Source organism: Trinickia sp. NRRL B-1857 (assembly GCF_050470685.1).
Classification (GTDB): Bacteria; Pseudomonadota; Gammaproteobacteria; order Burkholderiales; family Burkholderiaceae; genus Trinickia.
On the sequence record NZ_JBFLUK010000001.1, the window covers coordinates 3,541,643 to 3,561,518 of the forward strand.

At 64.2% G+C, this 19,876-nt stretch carries 15 protein-coding genes; 9 read left to right on the top strand and 6 right to left on the bottom strand.

The annotated features are described in order from the left end of the window. Positions 1–69: 69 nt before the first annotated feature. The 3 genes from icmH to tssJ all read right to left on the bottom strand — a co-directional run bounded on the left by icmH (position 70) and on the right by tssJ (position 2,919). Entirely contained in the window at positions 70–852 is a 783-nt protein-coding gene (icmH, locus tag AB1286_RS15850; protein WP_430364156.1) for a type IVB secretion system protein IcmH/DotU, read from the bottom strand. Beyond that, positions 849–2,195, bottom strand: coding sequence for a type VI secretion system baseplate subunit TssK (gene tssK / locus AB1286_RS15855; protein ID WP_430364157.1), 1,347 nt, complete (start codon positions 2,193–2,195; stop codon positions 849–851). The genes icmH and tssK overlap by 4 nt, the downstream gene beginning before the upstream one ends. A gap of 91 nt (positions 2,196–2,286) precedes the next feature. After that, a complete protein-coding gene (gene tssJ, locus AB1286_RS15860; RefSeq protein WP_430364158.1) occupies positions 2,287–2,919 on the bottom strand; it encodes a type VI secretion system lipoprotein TssJ in 633 nt (210 codons plus the stop codon). 356 nt (positions 2,920–3,275) lie between these two features. Between tssJ and AB1286_RS15865 the strand changes: the two genes are divergently transcribed. The 9 genes from AB1286_RS15865 to tssA all read left to right on the top strand — a co-directional run bounded on the left by AB1286_RS15865 (position 3,276) and on the right by tssA (position 13,980). Beyond that, complete coding sequence (locus AB1286_RS15865) at positions 3,276–3,941, top strand: tetratricopeptide repeat protein (RefSeq protein ID WP_430364159.1); 666 nt, start codon at positions 3,276–3,278, stop codon at positions 3,939–3,941. A 37-nt stretch (positions 3,942–3,978) separates the two neighbouring features. Then, positions 3,979–4,509 carry a type VI secretion system contractile sheath small subunit gene (gene tssB, locus AB1286_RS15870; protein WP_430364160.1) on the top strand — a complete coding sequence of 177 codons (531 nt, stop codon included), beginning with the start codon at positions 3,979–3,981 and terminating at the stop codon, positions 4,507–4,509. Positions 4,510–4,527: 18 nt separating this feature from the next. Further along, on the top strand, positions 4,528–6,018 hold the full coding sequence (tssC, locus tag AB1286_RS15875) for a type VI secretion system contractile sheath large subunit (RefSeq protein WP_430364161.1): 1,491 nt from the start codon (positions 4,528–4,530) through the stop codon (positions 6,016–6,018). An 81-nt stretch (positions 6,019–6,099) separates the two neighbouring features. Further along, positions 6,100–6,603: an Hcp family type VI secretion system effector gene (locus tag AB1286_RS15880; RefSeq protein WP_116136620.1), complete on the top strand. Its 504-nt coding sequence runs from the start codon at positions 6,100–6,102 to the stop codon at positions 6,601–6,603. A gap of 80 nt (positions 6,604–6,683) precedes the next feature. Further along, the gene (gene tssE / locus AB1286_RS15885; RefSeq protein WP_430364162.1) at positions 6,684–7,202 is read left to right on the top strand and encodes a type VI secretion system baseplate subunit TssE; all 519 of its coding nucleotides are present in this window, start codon (positions 6,684–6,686) and stop codon (positions 7,200–7,202) included. A 66-nt stretch (positions 7,203–7,268) separates the two neighbouring features. Continuing rightward, entirely contained in the window at positions 7,269–9,095 is a 1,827-nt protein-coding gene (tssF, locus tag AB1286_RS15890) for a type VI secretion system baseplate subunit TssF (RefSeq protein WP_430364163.1), read from the top strand. Next, on the top strand, positions 9,059–10,144 hold the full coding sequence (gene tssG / locus AB1286_RS15895) for a type VI secretion system baseplate subunit TssG (RefSeq protein ID WP_430364164.1): 1,086 nt from the start codon (positions 9,059–9,061) through the stop codon (positions 10,142–10,144). Before tssF ends, tssG begins: the two co-directional genes overlap by 37 nt. A gap of 25 nt (positions 10,145–10,169) precedes the next feature. Continuing rightward, a complete protein-coding gene (gene tssH / locus AB1286_RS15900) occupies positions 10,170–12,848 on the top strand; it encodes a type VI secretion system ATPase TssH (protein ID WP_430364165.1) in 2,679 nt (892 codons plus the stop codon). A 1-nt stretch (position 12,849) separates the two neighbouring features. Next, entirely contained in the window at positions 12,850–13,980 is a 1,131-nt protein-coding gene (tssA, locus tag AB1286_RS15905; protein ID WP_430364166.1) for a type VI secretion system protein TssA, read from the top strand. A gap of 9 nt (positions 13,981–13,989) precedes the next feature. Here tssA and AB1286_RS15910 read toward each other — a convergent pair whose 3' ends face one another. From AB1286_RS15910 to tssM, 3 genes are read right to left on the bottom strand one after another with little or no spacing between them, the layout of a single operon-like run. After that, positions 13,990–14,949, bottom strand: a complete 960-nt coding sequence (locus AB1286_RS15910; RefSeq protein WP_430365087.1) for an OmpA family protein — start codon at positions 14,947–14,949, stop codon at positions 13,990–13,992. Positions 14,950–14,953: 4 nt separating this feature from the next. Beyond that, positions 14,954–15,940 carry a type VI secretion system-associated protein TagF gene (gene tagF, locus AB1286_RS15915; RefSeq protein ID WP_430364167.1) on the bottom strand — a complete coding sequence of 329 codons (987 nt, stop codon included), beginning with the start codon at positions 15,938–15,940 and terminating at the stop codon, positions 14,954–14,956. Further along, positions 15,937–19,869: a type VI secretion system membrane subunit TssM gene (gene tssM / locus AB1286_RS15920; protein ID WP_430364168.1), complete on the bottom strand. Its 3,933-nt coding sequence runs from the start codon at positions 19,867–19,869 to the stop codon at positions 15,937–15,939. The genes tagF and tssM overlap by 4 nt, the downstream gene beginning before the upstream one ends. Positions 19,870–19,876 lie beyond the last annotated feature (7 nt).

Consider the following 19,876-nt stretch of genomic DNA (forward strand, 5'->3'; position numbering starts at 1 on the left):
GATAGCCGTCGATCGACCGGAATGCGAAGCGGGGAGCGGGGCGGGCGGTGAGCCGGCCCCGCTGTCGCTTTAAGGCAGCGAAATCGTCAGATTGGCCGATTGCGCTTCCGGCTGAATGAGCTGGGAGTACGGGGCGAGCGTACGCATCGTGGATCCGCGCAGGTACGTGTTCAACCCGAAATAAGCACCGAGCGCGACGAATGCGAACACGGCGCCGATCGTCCATAGCGGCAGTTCGTGCTTGAGCCGGTGCGCGATTTGATCGGGCAGCGGCCAATGCGGTGCGAACGGCGCGCGCTTGCCTTTCATTTGCGCGATTTCGTCGCCGAGCCGGCCCGTCAAATAAGCGAGTTTCTCGGGCCCTTCGAGCAGGTACTTGCCTTGGAAGCCCAGCAGCAGGCACAGGTGGAAGACCTCGAGCGATTGCAGTCGCGACGCGCCTTGCGCGCGGCACGATTCGAGCAACTCGAAGAATTTTTCCCCGGCCAACTGTTCGCCGAAGAGCACGAGTTGCAGCGGCCGGCGCTCCCACTCGGCGCGGATCTTGAACGAGGAGGCGAGCACCGCTTCGTCGATCGCCGCGCAAAACGCGAACTTCGAGGCATAGATGTCGTCGGCCGAGGCATTGAGCTTTTTCGCGCCGCGTTCGAAGTCGGCGAGGAATGCCTGCACGCGCGCGCCGAACTCGCCCGCATCGCCGGGTTCGCGTCCTTGCTTCAGCAAGAACACCATGAAAAACCCGTCGTATAGCAAGTCGCGTAGCGACCGCGCTTGGACGTTTGCCTCGGTCGAAGCCGAGGGCGGCGCGGACGACGGCGCGTTGGCGCCGAACAGCGAAGGCATTTGACTCATGACGTGACCGCGATAAGTTCGAGTTTGAGGTCGTTGATGCCGGACGGCGCGTAGATCATGGCCGACTGCGCTTGCAGCATTCGGTCGTAAAGGCTACTGCGCGATTCGAACGCGAAATAACAGGCGCCGGGACGCACGGGAACGGCCGGCGGCACTTGCGGCGTATAGACGAGCCGCACGCCCGGCATGGCCGACAGCACGAGCTTGTCGACGTCGTCGGGCGCACCCACCTTGAAGCGCGCAGGGACTGCTTCGACGAGTTCCACGGCGGGCATGTCGGCGGACACGGCCAGATAGAACGTGGTCTTCTCGTCGATCTTGCCCGAATCGAGCCGGCCCACGTGGAACGACGGCCGCACCTCGTCGAGCCCGATCGCGAAATAGCGCGTGGAAATGACGGTCTCGAGCAGATCGCGCACGATCGTGTCGAGCAGCGCGAAGCCCGCGCCGGGGTCGTCGTGTCGATAGGCCGGCAAATCGGCTAGCGCGTAGCGCTTGGAGAACGTCATCAATTGACCGGCGAGGCGCAGCAGCTCCTGGAACAGGCGCTCCGGATGCAACGTGGGCTGCTGGAGCAAATGCACGAGCGAGGCGACCGCGCCGTTGGCCGTGTGCAACAACCAGAACGAGGCGATGTCGCCCGAACGGAATTCGATGATGTTCTTCGTCGGCTCGCGGTGAAAGCCGTAAAGCGCGCTGACCTTCGCTTGAAGCGCATCGATCAGCTGGCGCAGCCGCTGATGCAGGATCGGCGAGGCTTCGACGGCTAAGCACGGCGGCACGAACGCGTCGTCGAGTTCGAACCCCGACGTGGCCGTGCGTCGCAGCCGGGCGAGCGGCACGGCGTGCAATTGCGCGCGCGGCTCCGTATGGCTGATCAGCTTGACGCGCGTTTTGAGGAACGTCAGATTGGCGACGGCCGCATCGGTGAATTGATCGGGCACGCTCGCCTGCTTGGAGGCATAGCGCGAGACGAACGCATCGGTCGATTCGTCGGCGCAGTTGCCGCCCGTCTCGCGCAGCGGATGCAGCGCGAGATAGAACATGAACTCGCCCACGCCCTCGGGCAGCGTATCGAGCGCGACCGGTTGCGGCAGCTCGTCGGCCAGCGGGGCAGCGTAAAGCGTGCCGTCCGGAAAGACGAGGGAGAGCTCGGACAGGCGCAGCAGATTGTTCGCCAGGGCGTCGGCGTCGAACCGTACGCTGCGCAGGCCCCAGTTGAAAGGTTGAATGGCGCGTATCGATTCGAACAGCCGCGCCTCGTGATAGGCGTCTTGTTGTTGGAAATGCTGGGGCCGCAGAAAGAGCCCCTCGCCCCAAAGCAATTTCGCCGAATAACTCATCTCGATTTCACTATCAGGTTTTCGTATAACGCCGAAGCGGCCGCCGCGCTCGGGGGCGGCTCGCCTTGCAACGGATCTTTTGGCCGGCGCACTAGCCGCAACTCACGGACGAGAGCAGATTGAGCGCTTGCATCGGCAATTGCGGATCGGGCGAGATGACTGCGCCGCTCGTGACGGTCATCGCGCAGTTATGTAGGCCGATCATTATGCCGGATTTCTCCGATTTAGCCGGATCGAAGGCGAATTTCCAACGCTGCAAGGCCGGGTCGCGAAACAACGCGACTACGCCGAACGCTTGGGCTTCGCGCGTCACTTTTTCGGTCATTTGGTAATGCTGACCGGGAATCAAGGTGATCTCTCGGACACTCAGCAAATCGGCGCCGAGCGCGCTCTTTTCCTTGGCCGGATCGGTGAACGTATCGAACGGCGCCTGCTGGAACGAGGTGGGGTCCTTCAACGCATAGAGTCTTACTACGAGCGCGAGCGGATGGTTGTCGGTGGCCGCGTTCAGATTGGACGCGGCCGCGAGCGTCAGCGGGACGTCGCGCGGCGGCTTTTGCGAATCGGGCACGGGCGGCTTGCCGATCCCGGCGGCTTGCAGCGCCGTGGATGCCGCGGCGCCGATGACGGAGATGCCGGCGGCGCAGCCGCCCAACGACGCGCAGACGGCGAGCGGCCATACAAGGCGCGACCAAAATCGATAACCCCAAGCTTTACGACTCACGCCAGTACCCCGTGCAAGTTGATGCATTTATCCATTCCGCCGCCCTCGAATCGAGGTGGGAATGCCGCGCCGCGAAGACGATAGCTTGCGGCGTACAAGTTTGTCTATCTCAAGCCGAGACGAGGAAATTTTTTCCGCTATCAAATTTACCCTGCGTTGATTCGGAAATTATTTCAGCATTCTCAAATTGTCTATCTGGGATATTGCACCGCATTCAAAACCGGAAGAATCTGGTTCGGCGCAGGCCAGTTGAATTATCGAAAATTGGCCGGTACTATACGCGCGCACTCGCCGCAAAGCAAAGTTGCGGTTTCCCTTCCGAGAATTAATAAGCCGCTTGGCAGTAAGTAAGAATGATGAAACAACGACTTTCCCAATTTTCAGCGGTGGTGCTCGTGTGCGCCGCAATGGTCGGCTGCGCGACGCAAAATTCGGGTGCGCCAGCGTCTCCCGAAGCGTTCAACAAAGCGCTTTCCGATGCGGACGCGGTGGCCAAGGGCGGCGATCAAACGCGCGCGCTCGCACTCTACGATCAACTGACGAAGATGGACCCGACTCGCGAGGAGCCGTGGTCGCGCATCGCGCAGATCCAATTCCAGCAGTCGCATTACGGGCAAGCCATCGTCGCGGCGCAAGAAGCGCTGTCGCGCGATCAGAGCGATCGCGATGCGAAGAGCGTGCTGGCCGTGAGCGGCCTGCGCGTGGCGACGGAATCGCTCGGCCAATTGCGGCAGGATGCTGCGCTCGCCGGCGACGCCAAGTCGGACGCGGCCGTGCTCGCACATCAACTGCGCGACACGCTCGGCGAGAGCACGCTGTTCCCCGAAGAAGTCGAGAAAAAGCCGGTCGCGAAAAAGCGACGCTACGTACGCCGTCCCGTCGCGGCCGCGCAAAAGCCCGCGGACAAGCCGGCCGAGAGCGATGCGGCCGCGACGCCGCCTGCCGCGCCGGCTAAGAGCGCCGCGCCGGCTCAGCCCGCGAAGAGCGGCGGTGCATCCGATCCCTTCAGTGCGCTTCGCTGATCGGTCCTTTTGACCTAGTCGCTTTTGGGAGTCATCGATGGCGAAGAAAGAAAGCATCCAAAAACGCCTGCAAAAGGTGCGGCCGCCGCGCGTGCAGTTGACCTATGAAGTCGAGCGCGGCGACGCGATCGAGGTCAAAGAGCTGCCGTTCGTCGTGGGCGTCGTGGCGGATCTCGGCGGCCAATCGGAGATCGAGCAGCCCAAGCTGCGCGATCGCAAGTTCGTCAGCATCGATCGCGACAATTTCGACGACGTCATGAAGGGCGTCGAGCCGCGGGCAGCATTCCAAGTCAAGAACGAACTGACGGATGCGGGCGGCTCGTTCGGCGTCGATCTGCGTTTCCGTTCGATGGAAGATTTCGGGCCCGACGCCGTGGTCGAGCAAATCGAGCCGCTGCGCCGTTTGCTCGAAGCACGTTCGAAGCTGGCCGATCTGCGCAACAAGCTCGCGAGTAACGACAAGCTCGAGAGCCTGCTGAGCGACGTGCTCGCGAATACGCAGCAGTTGCAGGCGCTGGCCGGCGAGACCGGCGCGCGCGGCGATGGTGAAGACAAGCAAGGCGAATAACCGGAGCGGGGTGTCAGCATGAATCAACAAACGGCCACGGCTCCCGCCGGCGCCGCCCAAGCGGGCGCTAGCACGTCGCTGCTCGACGACATCGTCGAGAAAAGCAAGGTTGCGAAATCCGATTCCGAGCACGCGCGTGCGAAGGATCTGATCGGCGAACTCGTCCATCAGGTGATGGACGGCACAGTTGTCGTCTCCGACAACCTATCCGCAACGATCGACGCGCGTATCGCCGAACTCGACCGCCTGTTGTCGGCGCAGCTCAGCGAAGTCATGCACGCGCCCGAGTTTCAGCGCATGGAAAGCACTTGGCGCGGGCTCAACTATCTGTGTAAAGAGAGCAACACGGGCTCGACGATCAAGATCCGCGTGCTCAATGCGAACAAGCGCGAAATCGTGCGCGATTTCAAGGCGGCGTCCGAGTTCGATCAGAGCGCGCTGTTCAAGAAGGTCTACGAAGAAGAGTTCGGCACGTTCGGCGGTGCGCCGTTCGGCACGCTGATCGGCGACTTCGAATTGACGCGTCAGCCCGAAGACATGTACTTCATCGAACAGATGTCGCATGTCGCCGCGGCCGCACACGCGCCGTTCATCACGTCGGCCTCGCCGGAATTGCTCGGCCTCGAATCGTTCTCCGATTTGGGCAAGCCGCGCGATCTGGGCAAGATCTTCGATACGGTCGAGTACGCGAAGTGGAAGTCGTTCCGCGAGTCGGAAGATTCCCGCTATGTCGGCCTCACTCTGCCGCGCTATTTGGGACGGTTGCCGTTCCATCCGAAGGACGGTCTCATTGCCGAGACGTTCAACTTCGTCGAAAGCGTCGACGGCTCGGATCACAGCAAGTACCTCTGGTGCAATGCCGCGTGGGCGTTCGCCGCACGGTTGACGGCGGCGTTCGACGATTTCGGCTGGTGCGCGGCGATTCGCGGCGTGGAAGGCGGCGGGCTCGTCGAAGACTTGCCGACGCATACGTTCAAGACCGACGACGGCGAAATCGCGCTGAAGTGCCCGACGGAAATCGCGATCACGGACCGGCGCGAGAAGGAGCTCAGCGATCTCGGCTTCATTCCGCTCGTGCACTGCAAGAACTCGGATTACGCGGCGTTTTTCGCAGCGCAATCGGTGCAACGGCCGAAGAAGTACAACACGGATAGTGCGAACGCGAATGCCGTGCTGTCGGCGCAACTGCAATACATCTTCTCGGTGTCGCGCGTTGCCCACTATCTGAAGGCGATGATGCGCGACAAGATCGGCAGCTTCGCTTCCGCGCAGAACGTCGAGCAGTTCCTCAATCGTTGGGTTGCGCAGTACGTGCTGCTCGACGATAACGCCACGCAGGAGCAAAAGGCGCAGTTCCCGCTGCGTGAAGCGTCGATCCAAGTGTCCGAGATCCCGGGCAAGCCGGGGTCGTACCGCTCCGTCGCTTTCTTGCGGCCGCATTTCCAACTCGACGAGTTGTCGATTTCGCTGCGGCTCGTCGCGGATCTGCCGAAAGCCGCTGGCGCTTAAACCTAAGAACCATTCCGAGCGCGGCCCGGGCGTACCCGGCTCGAGGCCGCTTATAAACCGCTACCTGGGAGTTAGCAAGTCATGAAAGACGTTTATCTGAAGTTTGGCAATCCCGCCATCAAGGGCGAATCGGCCGACAAGGACCACAAGGACTGGATCGAGATCAGCTCGTGGAATCACTCGATCGTCCAGCCGCGCTCGGCGACTGCGTCGACGGCCGGCGGTGGTACGGCAGAGCGTTGCGAGCACGGCGACATGGTGTTCACGAAGGACATCGACGTCGTGAGCCCGCTGCTCTACCAACACGCGTCGGGCGGTACGACGTTCGACGAAGTGACGGTCGATTTCATGCGCTCGGACGGCGAAGGCAACCGCGTCAAGTACCTCGAAATCAAGATGAAGTACGTCATCATTTCGAGCGTGACGCCGAGCGTCGTCGGTGAAGGCCTGCCGACGGAGCAATTCTCGCTGAAGTACGCGGCTGTGCAATGGAAGTACACGCAGCAGAAGGTTGGCGGCGGCCAAGGCGGCAATGCGCAAGGCGCGTGGAGCCTGACGAAGAACGACAAGACCTACGCGGTCTAAGTCGGGACCGATACGCCGCTCGCTGCCGTACCCGGCGAGCGGCGGTCCGAATGACCAGATTGACCTGAGCATGCTGCCCGATGAAGCGCTTCGAACCGAGCTTGCTCGATAAACTTTTCGACGACGATCCTCGCTCGCCCGCGCCCGCGGCGATGCGCCAGTGGTCGCTCGACGAGTTGAAGGGCCGCGTGGCGCGCGACGTCGAGGCGTTGCTCAATACCCGCATTGTGCTGACCGAGGAGGCGCTCGCCAAGCTGCCCGAGTGTCAGCGGTCGGTGCTGACCTACGGTTTGAACGATTTCGCAGGCCTGAGCCTCGCAAGCCACTACGATCGGACATTCATCTGCGAATCCATCGAACAGGCGATCGCGCGGCATGAACCGCGCTTGCAGGACGTCCGTGTATCGCTCGAGGTCAACGAGCAGTCGACGAATGCGCTGTATTTCGTTATCCGCGCGAGGCTCGTCGTGCATCCGGCCGAAGAGCCGGTCAGCTTCGATGCGATGCTGCAAGCCTCCACATTGCAATATTCGGTCTCGCGGTCGCGCCGCGCCACGGACGCGGGGCGTTCCCGAGTGCGCGAACTGGGACTCGGCTAGTCGATAAGAGCGCACAGAAGTGCCCTGAAACAAGAAATTTCTCCCTCAGGGTGCCGGGGATCATTGATGGAAGCGTTGCTGCCTTACTACGAGCGCGAGCTCGCGTTTTTGCGCCGTTATTCGCGCGACTTCGCCGACCGCTACCCCAAGATCGCGGCGCGGCTCGCGACGGCCGGCGAGCAGGGCGACGACCCGCACGTCGAGCGCATGATCGAATCCTTCGCGTTGCTCTCGGCACGCGTCAATAAAAAGCTCGACGACGATCGCCCCGAATTCACCGAGGCGCTGCTGGAAGTGCTGTATCCGCACTACCTGCGCCCCTTTCCCTCGTGCTCGATCGCGCAGTTCAGCGCGCGGCGCGAGGGCATGCCCGAGTCGATCCCACGCGGCACGCCGCTCGCTTCGCGCGAAATTCGCGGCGTGGCCTGTCAGTTTCGCACCGCTTATGACGTGACGCTCGCGCCATTGCGCCTCGTGCGTGCACGGCATACCCCGCTAGCCGAGGTGCCGCTGTCCGCGATCACGCTGCCGGGCGATGCATCCGCGCTGCTGTCGTTCACGTTCGAGACCACGTTGCCCGAGGGCTCGCTCGGCGCGCTCAATCTGTCGACATTGCGGGCCTACCTGCACGGCGAGCAATCGTTTATAGCGGCGCTGACCGATTGCCTGTTCATGAAGACGATCGGCGCTTATGTGGAAACGCCGGAAAGCCGCGCATGGCGACCGCTGGCCGAGATCCCGATCGCGCCCGCGGGCTTCCATGAGGACGACGCGCTGATCGACTATCCGGCGAAGTCGCATCCGGCCTATCGCCTGCTCACCGAATATTTCGCGTTCCCCGAAAAATTCGACTTCATCGACTTCGACTTGGCGGCGATGGTCGGCATGGCGGGGCGTTGCCGGCGGCTCACGCTGCACGTCGCGCTCGGCGAGTTGCGTGAGGAGCCGCATATCGAGCGGCTCGTCGAATCGCTGAGCGCGAACCACGTGCGCTTGTTTTGCACGCCCGTCGTCAACTTGTTCGCGCGGCGCGGCGAGCCGATTCACGTAAGCCATGAAGCCGTGGCCTATCCGGTCGTCGCCGACGCGCGCCATGCCGGCGATTACGAGGTCTACTCGATCGACCGCGTGAGGCGCGTCGAAACGCGACCGGACGGGCAAACCATCACCGAGTTTCGGCCGTTCTACGCGCTTCATCACGACGAGGCGGCGCGCGTCGGGCGCTACTGGTTCGCGCGCCGCAACGATTGGGTTGCGCAGTGCAGCCCGGGCTACGAGACAGAGATTTCGATCGTCGATGCCGACTTCGAGCCGCTCGAAGCCCGCACCGATACGCTGAGTCTGGCGCTTACCTGCACGAATCGCGATTTGCCCGCGCGGCTGGCGATCGGACTCGAAGGCGGCGATCTGTTCGCGCAGCCCGAGTTGGCGGCGGGTCCCATCGGCTTGTTGTCGCGGCCGAGCCCGAGCGTGCGCGTGCCGCGCGGCGCCTCGATGGGCTGGCGGCTCGTCTCGCATCTGGCGCTGAACCACGTCTCGCTCGCGGACGGGCTCGCACCGCTCAAGGAGTTGCTGGCGCTCTACGACGCGCGTCGCACGGCCGTTTCGGCGCGGCATATCGCGGGCATCGTCGGCATCGAGCAAAAGCCGGCCGTGCACTGGCTGCCGGGCCGGCCTTATGCGACGTTCGTGCGCGGCGTGGAAATCCGCGTGACGTTCGACGAAGCGCACTACGTGGGAACGAGCCTCGCCACGTTCGTGCGCGTGCTCGATACCTTCTTCGGTCTGTTCGTCCGGTTGAACAGTTTCGTCCAACTCGTGGCCGTCGCAGGCCGCACAGGCGAGGAGATCATGCGATGCAAACCGCGCAGCGCGGAATCGACGCTGGCGTAGTCGAGCGGCTGCTCGACGAGCCTTACCGGTTCCAGTTCTTTCAGGCGGTTCGTGTGCTCGAGACATGGTTCTCGAAGCGAGACGAGCCGGCGTCAAGCGATCGCACACGGACCGGCGTCGCTTTTCGAAACAGCCTCGCGCTGACGTTTCCGCCGAGCGAGCTCGAGCACGCGGTGCCCTATGACGAGGCGGGCGAGCCGCTTGCCGGACCCGAAGCCGTGCGTGACGCGCTTGCGCACAGCAAGCTCGAGCGCATCGAGCTCACGCCGTCGTTTTTCGGTTTGCTCGGCGGGCAAGGCGCGCTGCCGCTGCACTACACGGAGCAGTTGATCGCGCGCGCACAGGTGCAGCGAGACCATGCGGCCCGAGAGTTCTTCGACGTCTTCTCGAACCGTGCCACGGCGCTGTTCTACGCGGCATGGAAGAAATACCGGCTTCCGTTTCACTACGAGCTCGATCGCGACGAGCGCTATCTGCCGTTGCTGCTCTCGCTGGCGGGGACGCCCGATGCCGCGACGCGCGCGCAATTGCAGGAAGGGCGCGGCGCCCTGATCGACGAAGCGATCGCCGGCTATGCGTTGCCGGCGCGCCACCGGCCGATGTCGGCTGCCTATTTGGCGCGCACGTTGACCGAATACTTTCGCGTGCCCGTGAAGGTGGAGCAGTTCGCGGGCAAGTGGTACGCGGTGCCTTCGCCGCGCCTGACGGTGCTCGGCCGCGAGAACGCGACGCTCGGCGCGACGGCGCTCGCGGGCGAACGCGTTTGGCAGCGCGACATGCGCGTGCGGATCGTCGTGGGCCCGCTGGGCAAGCGCGACTATGAAGCCTTTTTACCCGGCGAGGCGCGCGCGGTCGCCCTCGAGCGCATGTTGATGCTGCTCGCCGGTATCACCATCGAATACGAAGTGTCGCTCGTGCTGGCGCGCGAGGAAGTGGGCATGAGCCGCCTCGGAAAAGGCGCTCGGCTCGGCTACGACGCTTTCCTGTGCACGCGCCCGGCCGAGCGCGACCGCGACGACGCGCGTTACGAACTGAACGTCATCCATTGATCCGACAAGCGAGAATCGTCCCGACATGAGTACCCCCCTGAAGACCCTCATCTCCAAGCTCGACCCGCTCTGCCTGAATGCGGCGACGCGCGCCGCGAGCCTCTGTCTGGCGCGCGGCCACTACGAAGTCGATCTCGAGCATTTGTTGCTCGCGCTAATCGAGCAGCAGGCGAGCGATCTCTCGGTCGTGCTGCGCGCGAGCGGCCTGAGCACCGAAGTGCTGCGCTCGGACCTCGAACGCGGACTCGAACGGTTGAAGACCGGCAACACGCGTACGCCGGTGTTTTCTCAGCATTTGATCTCGCTGTTCGAGCAAGCGTGGCTCATCGCCTCGCTCGATTCGCAGGCGGCGCGGATTCGTTCGGGGCACCTGCTGCTCGCGCTGTTGACTTCGCCCGAGCTCTCGCAATTCGCCGAACGGATGTCGCCGGTGCTGACGCGCGTGCCGACCGAGGAACTGAAGCATCGGTTCGCCGAAGCGACGGCGGGCTCGGAGGAGGCCGAGGTCGCGGCAAACGCCCCGTCGCGCACGAGTGCGCCCGCGGGCGAGGAAGGCATCGGCGCCGGGCCGTCGAAGACGCCGGCGCTCGATACCTACACGACGAACCTCACGCAGCGCGCCCGCGAAGGGCAGATCGACCCCGTGATCGGCCGCGAAGCCGAGATCCGGCAGACGATCGACATCCTGATGCGCCGCCGTCAAAACAACCCGATCCTGACCGGCGAGGCGGGGGTCGGTAAGACGGCCGTCGTCGAAGGGTTGGCGCTTCGTATCGCGGCGGGCGACGTGCCGACGCCGCTTATCGGCGTGGCGCTGCATGTCCTCGATATGGGTTTGCTGCAAGCCGGCGCCAGCGTGAAGGGCGAGTTCGAAAATCGCCTGAAAAACGTCATCGACGAAGTGAAGAAGAGCGCGACGCCGATCATTTTGTTCATCGACGAAGCGCATACGATCATCGGGGCGGGCGGCCAGGCCGGCCAGAACGATGCGGCCAATTTGCTGAAGCCCGCGCTCGCGCGCGGCGAGCTGCGGACAATCGCGGCGACGACGTGGGCCGAATACCGTAAGTACTTCGAAAAAGACGTGGCGCTCGCGCGGCGTTTCCAAGTCGTGAAGGTCGACGAACCGAGCGAAGCGCTTGCTTGCGCGATGGTGCGCGGTCTTGCGCTGCGCATGGAAGCGCATTTCGGCGTGCGCATTTTCGACGAGGCCATCACCGAGGCCGTGCGACTGTCGCACCGCTACATCACGGGGCGGCAACTGCCCGATAAGGCGATCGGCGTGCTCGATACGGCATGCGCCAAGGTCGCGCTCGCGCAGGGTTCGACACCGGCCGTCATCGACGATACGCGCAAGCGCATCGAGCGGATCGATGCCGAAATCGCCTCGCTCGAGCGCGAGAGCGCGAGCGGTACCGCTGGGCCGGCGCACGACGAACGGCTTGCGAACCTGCGCGCGGCGCGCGAAGCCGACGTCGCATCGCTGACCGCCGACGAGGCCCGCTACGAGCAAGAGCGCGAGCTGGCGAAACGGATCGAAACGTTGCGCGGCGAACTCGCCGCGGCGGCGGCGCCTACGGGCGAGCAAGCGGCGAATAGCGACGCTCTAGCGGCGTTGCGCGAGGAGCTCGCCGGCCTTACGTCGAAGCTTCAGGCGCTCCAGCAGTCGAGCCCCATGGTGCCGTTGCAGGTCGATGGGCTCGTTGTGGCGGAAATCGTCGCAGCGTGGACAGGCATTCCGCTCGGCCGCATGGTCAAAGACGAAATCGGCACGGTGCTGACCCTCAAGGATCTGCTTGCGGCACGTGTGATCGGCCAAGACCACGCGCTCGATGCGATCGCGCAGCGCGTGCGCACGGCCAGCGCGAGTCTCGAGGATCCGAACAAGCCGCGCGGCGTTTTCCTATTCGTGGGGCCGTCGGGCGTGGGCAAGACCGAGACCGCGCTCGCGCTGGCCGATTTGCTCTACGGCGGCGAACGCAAGCTCGTCACGATCAATATGAGCGAGTACCAGGAAGCGCATAGCGTATCGGGCTTGAAAGGCTCGCCCCCGGGCTACGTCGGCTATGGTGAGGGCGGCGTGCTGACCGAAGCCGTTCGGCGCAATCCGTACAGCGTGGTGCTGCTCGACGAGGTAGAGAAGGCACACCCTGACGTGCTCGAGATGTTCTTCCAAGTATTCGACAAAGGTACGCTCGACGACGCCGAAGGGCGCGAGATCGATTTCCGCCATGCGCTGATCATTCTCACGTCGAACGTCGGCTCCACCGCCGTCATGCAGGCTTGCTTGAATCAAGCGCCCGATGCGCTGCCCGATGCCGACGCGCTCGCCGAGCTGCTGCGGCCGCAGTTGTACAAGACGTTCAAGCCCGCGTTCCTCGGGCGCGTGAAGGTCGTGCCTTACTACCCGATCTCGGATGACGTGCTTGCCGAGATCATCGAACTGAAGCTCGAGCGCATCCGCACGCGTATCGCCGAGAACCATCGCGCCGAGTTCGCCTGGGACGAATCGCTCGTCGATGCCGTGCTCGCACGGTGCACGGAAGTGGACTCCGGCGCGCGCAACGTCGACCACATTCTCAACGGAACGCTGTTGCCCGAGCTTGCGCAGCACGTGCTCGGACGCCTAGCCGGCGGCGAGCGCATCGAGCGCATCGACGTGCGCGCGCTCGAATCGGGCGAGTTCGAATACAAGGTGGCCTGACATGCCGATCGATTTAGCTCCGCTCATCGCGCCGCTCGAAGGCGCGTCGCCTTGCGGCGAGGATTTGCTGTTTTCAAACGACTTCGACGCGATCCAGCAAGCACGGCGCTTCGACGACCCGTCGCTCGATCAAGGCGAGTGGGTCACGGAAATCAAGGAAGCCGATTGGGGTTTCGTCATCGAGCGTTGCTCGCAGTTGCTCAAGACGCAAACCAAGGACCTGCGCCTGGCCGCCTGGCTCACCGAAGCGCTCGCGATGAAGCAGGGCGTGGAAGGGCTGTCGCAAGGCTATACGCTGCTCGCGGCGCTTGCCGAGCGCTTTTGGGACACCGTGCATCCGCTGCCCGAAGGGGACGACACGGAGTATCGGCTCGGCAACGTGAGCTGGCTCGTGGGCCGTACGTCGCAGCTGCTGCGCGAAGTGCCGCTCACGCAATCGTCGTCGGGCGAGTTCGGCGGGCTCGATTGGGAGGTCGCGAGCAACGTGGCACAAGCCGTGCGCCGCGACCCCGATCACGCGGACGAGCTTGCGCGCGGCAAGCCTTCCCTGGAGCAGATCGAAGCGGCCAAGCGGGCGACGCCCCCGGCGTTCTACAAGGCGCTGATCACGGATTTGAAGGCGTTCGAGGCTGCGATGCTGGCGCTCGAACAGACGTTGGATGCACGCGCGGGCACGTCGGCGCCGAGCTTTCGGCAAACGAAAGATGCCTACGAATACGTGTTCGGTCTGGCAGAGCGTTTCGCACGCGACGTCGGGGCGAAGACCGATTCCACGCCGGCCCAACCCCAAGCCCAATCGCAAGCCGGTGGGGGCTCCACCGAACGTGCCGAGCCCAGTTTCAAGACGGCCCCTTCTCTCGTAGAGACTTCGATGCCCACGCAAACCGCCGCTACCGGTGTCGTTCATGCCATCGGCGCAATACAGAGCCGTGCCGAAGCCGTCGCGCAACTGCGCGCGATTGCGCGCTTTTTTCGTGCGACCGAGCCGCACAGCCCGGCCGCCTATCTGGCCGACAAGGCGGCCCAGTGGGCCGACATGCCGCTGCACGAATGGATCGCGTCCGTCGTGAAGGACGACGGCTCGCTCGCGCATGTCCGCGAGATTTTGGGGGTCAAGTCCGACGAGGCTTAAAGCGGGCGCTTACTGCCCAACACGGAACTCGATCCGTCGATTGCGCGCGCGGCCTTCATTGGTGTCGTTCGACGCAATCGGCTGATCGGGGCCGACGCCCATCGTGGCCATCGCCCTCGGCGCGACCCCCTTCGTCACGAGATAACCCTTCACGGCATCGGCGCGCGCCTGGCTCAGTGCGACGTTCGAGGCACGGTTGCCCGAGTTGTCGGTATGGCCGATGATCTCCACGGTCTTGCCCGGCAGCTTGACGAGCACGGCCGCCATTTGATCGAGAATGGCTCGGCCTTCCGGTGTCAAGGTCGCGCTGCCCGTTTCGAATTCGATCGTGCGATTCGCGAGCGTCGAATCGAGCAAGCCTTGCTCGGATGCGCTGACGCGCAGCCCGTTGTGGATCGTGTAAGTCGGGTTCAACGCCGTGGCCATGTCGCTTGCGACCTGCTGCCGTAGCGCTTCGTTCGACACCTCACCTTTCACGTCGATCTGCGTGCCGTCGATCTTGAGCTGGCCCTTGCTGATCTGTTTTAGTTGCGGACCGAGCAGCTTTTGGACGTTCGCGCTCCAGTTCGGCGGCGTGGACACGCCGCCCACTTCGATTTGATCGACGACGTTTGCGGCGCCGTACGTCTCGCGCAGCCGGGCGAGTACGGCGCTATGTGTCGCTTCGTCGGGTACCTTGCCGCTGGCGACGACTTGGCCGGGCGCGGCGTCGGCCGGTGCGGGCACACGCGTGGGCGCACTCGGCGCGCCGGCGAAATTGTTCGCGGCCAATTGCGTCGCCGGCGGCAGCGCCGTCGTGCGGACGCGCGCACCGCCCGCATCCACGGGCATGACCGTTGCCGGCGAGGCATCGTCGGCATGAGCGCCGAACGCGGCGAACGAGGCGCAAGCGGCGAGCGCCAGCGCGGCGGCACGCCGTACGACGCGGCGCGGCTTGGAATGGGGATAGGAATGCGAGAAGCCCGTCATCGCGTCATGCCCCGACGAATACTTCACGGAAGGTGTCGACGGCGATGCGCAGCGACAATTCCGGTTGTTCGAGATAGCTGACGAGCTTGCTGATTCCATGTTCGTTCTGAGCGTGGTCGTCGACCCATTCGGGATCGTCGATGTCGATGTTATGCGTCGCGTAAGCCTGCGGATCGATCACGCTATGCAGCGTTTTGGCCGATGCGCCGTTAAAGCCGATGACGAGCCGTTCGCGCTCGGCGATCGTGCCGATGAAAATTGCAATCTCGAAATCGGCCTGCGCGAGGAACGGCGCGATCAGCTCGAGCCAGAACGTCGCCACGAGGCTGCGGTAGAACGTGTCGTTCGGCAGCGGCAACGTGAGCCCGCGTTCGAGATTCGGCGCATGGCTGAGCATGACGGGCTTGAGGAGCGAGCCGAGCGCGAGCATCGCGCCGCGCAGCCGCACCGGATGGCCGCTTGCCAACAGCATTTGCTCGAGGCCGGCGAGCGTTTGATGCTCGACGAAATCCGAGAACGTGCCGTCGTGCGAGTTCGCGACGCCCACGTCGATCGGCACTTGGGTGTCCCCTAGGGCTTGCAGCGCGGCGCCGGGCTCTTCGCAATCGTAGAGCGTGCGCATCTGCGTGGCTGCGCGCGACCAAAGCCGCGCGAACGCGAGCGGGCTGCGGGCGAGGAAGGCGAGGGGACGTTCGACTTCGAGCGCCGTGGCCGCGAGCAGCGGGAAACGGCGCGACGATACGTCGTGGCTCGACATCAAGTGGCCGGCGATGGCCAGGCGGCTTTGCGAGCCGAGAAAGGCGAAGTGCATCGGCTTCGCACTTTCGTAGACGATCTTCCAGCGCGGGTCTTCGGCGAGCAGCTCCATCGCTTGCGCGACCCAGCGGTCGAGCGTCTGGAGCAACTGCGGATTATGCGTGCTTTTGACGAAGTCCCCGCGCGAAGGAATCTTGCCGAAGTAGGCGAGTTGCGCCTGCACGGATTGCGTCATTGCGCGGCTCCTGTTGCTGGGTTCGAGACCGCCGCATCGGCGGCCGTGGGAGTGGTCGATTGCGCGGCCGGCGTCGATAGGGCGGGGGCCGCCAGCGTGCCGGGCGCGGCCGGCGCCGAGCCGCCCACCGCGGCGGCTGCCGCGGTACGCGCCGCGGCTGCGTCGGCGACCGATTCGGGCAGACGCACACCGGTGAGGCTCGCCTGCTGCGGTGCGCCGCCACCGCCGCTCGAAGGCTGCGAGGTGCTGATGATCTTCATGCTGAGCGCAACCGTGACGCTGCCTTGCGTCCATGACAGCGCAAACGTGCCGTCGGCGTTGCGCGTGCGCTTGGCCGAGTTGATCAGCTTCTCGAGACCGTAGCGGCCGGGTTCGTTGACGAGTTCGATCGTGCGGCCGTCGAACGAGGTGGCCGTGAGCGTCGCGCCGGGCGAGCCCTGCGGATTCGGCCAGACGAAGTTCGTCCATTGCGGCGGCGTGTTGCGATAGCGCAGCTGCTGGCCGTCGATATTGATCGTGTACTCGGTCGTGCCTTGGCCCGGCTGCGGCAGGATCTGGAACACCGTCTGCGGTTCGGCCGCGGCACCGCCGCCGCCTGCCGCCGCGCCCGACAGCGGTGCGACCCAGCGGGCGAAGCCGTTCGAGAACTCGGGCGACAACGCGATGCCCATGCCGCCCCACGTGCGCGGCGAGAGCGTGTCGCCGCGGCGCACGGCGAGCGGGCCGAGCGTCGTGCCGACGAACTTCGAGATCGCACCGTCCGGCCCGAAGACCTGGGCGATTTCGCTCGCGCCCGCTTCGACCTTCGCTCCGCTCGAGAACGGGTACTTGTTCACGAGCGAGGTCTGGAACGTTTGGTAGACCTGCGCGTTCCACACCTTGTTGACCTCGTTGCTGGCCGGTTCGATCACGACCGCGAAAGCCTGCATCAGCGGCCGAACGAGCAGCGGACGCAGCGTCTTGCGCTGATCGTCGGTCAGGCCCGTCAGCATCTGCTCGTCCACGAATTTGAGCGAATCGGCCAACTCGGAGCCGTTGCCGTCGAGCGTTTGCTGCATGAGCTCGCGCGCGCCCGGGCCCGGATCGCCTTGGTTCTTCAAGATGTTAAAGCGCGTACGGACCTTGGACAGTGTATCCATGTAGCCGCCCAGCAGCGAGGCGTTTTCTTGTTTGGCGACGATGCGCGCGAGGCCGCTGAAGGCGGTTCCAACCGGGCCGGGCGCCATCGAGCCATCGAGATTCATATCGATGTCTACGCCGGCGTTTTGCGCCGCCTGCTGCTTCGAGGAAAAGAGCCGCTTGAACCAGCCCGTCACGCCGTTTTGCGCCTTTTGCAGCGGGCCGGCGGCGAGCGCGGGGTTGTCCCACGACGTTTGGTCGTAGGCCGTCTCGAGCACCTTGCGGATCGGCGAGTCTTGCGGGTCGCCCAATCGATTCATCGCGTCCACAGCCTGTCCGAACGTGCCGAAGTCGCGTACGGCAATGCCTTGCATGAAGCGTTGCCAGTGCTGCGCGTATTCGGTCTTATACATGCCGACGAGCGCTTTCTGGATCTGTTCGGGGCTGCCCTCGAGCGTCAGATCGTCCTGCGACGAGGTACCGAGCACCCAGTCCTTCGCTTGCAGTTCCTTCGTCGCGGCATCGCGGATCGCCGGTTTGACGTAACCGAACCAGGCTTCGCGCGTGAACGTGCCCGGGATCGCATAGCTGCCGCCGACGAGGTTCGCGTTGTTCTCGCCGACGATGCGGGCAATCGTCATCGGCGCGTAGCGCGTCGAGGCGCGTGCCTTGATCTCTTCGTACACGCGCTGGCGAGCCGGCATGCCGCGAACGACGCGACGCAGGTTCTCGCGCGTCTGATCGATCAACGAAAGGTTCGCATCGATCATCGGCCAGTCGTCGTCGGACACGCGCGCAAGGTAGAACGTGATCAAGCGCTCGGCGCTACGGATCATTTCGTCGCGCGACATATTCCCGCGATTCGTCTCCAGCCAGCCGCGCCAGAAGCGGGCGAGCTGATCCGTGAGGTGCGCGGCTTCGACATGGCGCTTGTCGGAGAGCATTAAGTAGGTTTTCAGCGCGTTGTACGCGTCTTCGACGTTGGTCGGCGACGCATCGCTATAGAGGCCGCCTTGCATGGCGTTGCCGTTGCCGATCGCGCCGCTGCTGCTCGTACCGCCGCCCGTGCGCGCCGACACGGGCATCGCGCCCGATTCCGGGGGATGCGTGAGCGGGGCGAGCTGATCGGGGTGCGCGTCGACTTCCTTCAGGAACGCGGCGAGGTTCTGCGCGACCGGGTCGAGCATCAACTGCTTCACGCCGCGGTAGTACTCGGTCAGCAGTCGCTGCTCCATCCGATCGCCCTGATACAGCCCGAGCGAGACGGACAGCGGCCGCTTACGCTTGAATTGCTCGAGTTGTTCGATACGATCCTCGAGAATGTCCATCGCCTGCAAGCGCGATTGCAGATCGTTGCGGTTGTTTTGCAGGCGCACGATGTTGTCGAGATCGGCCTGCACGTTCGATGCGAGCTGCTCGTTGCCGATCGTCGACCAGGTCCAACCGCCGAGCGCGAGCGCAAGCACGGCCACGAAGGCGAAGAACGTGCCGTAGCGCATCCGCGTTTTCGCGGGGCTCGCGAATTGCCGTACCGTCTGGCGGTCGGCGAAGATGACCTTGGAGAACAGATCGCGCAGGAAAAAGCCGTTCTTGGAGGCGGCGGCTTGCGGCTTTGGCAAGCCGTCGACGGCCAGGCCGAAGCGCTGGCCGATGCGTTGCGCGGCCGCGCTGCTCGTTTCGCCTTCTTGCAGCGCGCTGGTGAAGTAAAAGCCGCGCAGGATCGGTTTGTACTGGAACGGGTTGCTCTCGAACAGCGTCGCCAGAAACACGCGCAGCGCCGGCTTGATCGCGAGGAATTCGAGGGGGAAGCTCAATTGCCCCGGGGACAGCATCGTGCCGCGATTGATCGACATCTGAGCGACGCTGATTTCCTTCAGGCCGTCGTAGAGCTCCTCGAAGCGTTCGTCGAACAGGGCGACGACGTCGCGTTTCTCGTCGCGTTGGTAGGGCAGGGTGGCGCCCCAGACGCGGTCGTATTCATGGCGCTCGCCGCCGCTGAAGAATTCGGCGAACCCGGTGATGAGATCGGCCTTCGTGAACATCACGTAGACGGGCGCGAACACCTCGAGCTTTTCGGTCAACTCTTGGACGCGCTGACGCAGGCTGCGCGCGAGATTGATCGTCGCATCGGGCCGGCTGCTCGTGAGTTCGGCGATGCTGGCCGTCACGATGATGCCGTTGATCGGCGCCTTCGGCCGGTACCGCTTGAGCAGATTCAGAAAGCCGAGCCATTCCGTGCGGTCTTCCTCGTGGACCGAATAGCGACCCGCCGTGTCGAGCAAGATACCTTCGGTCGTGAAGAACCAATCGCAATTGCGCGTGCCGCCGATGCCGTGCACGATCGCGTCGCTTTTTTCGGCGAACGGAAATTGCAATCCCGAATTCAGAACCGCGCTGCTTTTGCCGGCCGCCGGGTTGCCGATGACGATGTACCACGGCAGATCGTAAAGCGCCGCGCCGCCCGATACCTGACCGATCTTCGACGTCTTGATCGTGCGCACCGCTTCGGCGAGCCGCGTGCGCAGCACGTCCAGATCCGCCGGTTTGGCGCCCGTCGCTTGCGGGGCTTTGCCCGTTTCGGCTTGCTGCTCGAGCATGTCGCCGAGCTTGCGACTGGCCCTGCGCGCCGCGATGCGCCGCCAGAGCCAGACGACGAAGATCAGCGCGAGGATGGCGACCATTGCCGCGATGGGCCAGGCGAGCGGCAGGTCGAACCAAAGGGCGGAACCGAACAGGATAGCCGCGATGACGACCACCCCGACGACGGTCATCGTGCGTTTGCTGGTCAGCGCATTGAGGAAGCGTTGCATAAGGCTT

Excerpts from the sequence above, each read along its gene's own strand:
- tssM (WP_430364168.1), bottom strand. The coding sequence starts at position 19,869 with ATGCAACGCTTCCTCAATGCGCTGACCAGCAAACGCACGATGACCGTC.
- tssK (WP_430364157.1), bottom strand. The coding sequence starts at position 2,195 with ATGAGTTATTCGGCGAAATTGCTTTGGGGCGAGGGGCTCTTTCTGCGG.
- tssB (WP_430364160.1), top strand. The coding sequence starts at position 3,979 with ATGGCGAAGAAAGAAAGCATCCAAAAACGCCTGCAAAAGGTGCGGCCG.
- tagF (WP_430364167.1), bottom strand. The coding sequence starts at position 15,940 with ATGACGCAATCCGTGCAGGCGCAACTCGCCTACTTCGGCAAGATTCCT.
- tssE (WP_430364162.1), top strand. The coding sequence starts at position 6,684 with ATGAAGCGCTTCGAACCGAGCTTGCTCGATAAACTTTTCGACGACGAT.
- AB1286_RS15865 (WP_430364159.1), top strand. The coding sequence starts at position 3,276 with ATGAAACAACGACTTTCCCAATTTTCAGCGGTGGTGCTCGTGTGCGCC.
- tssA (WP_430364166.1), top strand. The coding sequence starts at position 12,850 with ATGCCGATCGATTTAGCTCCGCTCATCGCGCCGCTCGAAGGCGCGTCG.
- tssG (WP_430364164.1), top strand. The coding sequence starts at position 9,059 with ATGCAAACCGCGCAGCGCGGAATCGACGCTGGCGTAGTCGAGCGGCTG.
- tssH (WP_430364165.1), top strand. The coding sequence starts at position 10,170 with ATGAGTACCCCCCTGAAGACCCTCATCTCCAAGCTCGACCCGCTCTGC.
- icmH (WP_430364156.1), bottom strand. The coding sequence starts at position 852 with ATGAGTCAAATGCCTTCGCTGTTCGGCGCCAACGCGCCGTCGTCCGCG.
- AB1286_RS15910 (WP_430365087.1), bottom strand. The coding sequence starts at position 14,949 with ATGACGGGCTTCTCGCATTCCTATCCCCATTCCAAGCCGCGCCGCGTC.
- tssF (WP_430364163.1), top strand. The coding sequence starts at position 7,269 with ATGGAAGCGTTGCTGCCTTACTACGAGCGCGAGCTCGCGTTTTTGCGC.
- AB1286_RS15880 (WP_116136620.1), top strand. The coding sequence starts at position 6,100 with ATGAAAGACGTTTATCTGAAGTTTGGCAATCCCGCCATCAAGGGCGAA.
- tssC (WP_430364161.1), top strand. The coding sequence starts at position 4,528 with ATGAATCAACAAACGGCCACGGCTCCCGCCGGCGCCGCCCAAGCGGGC.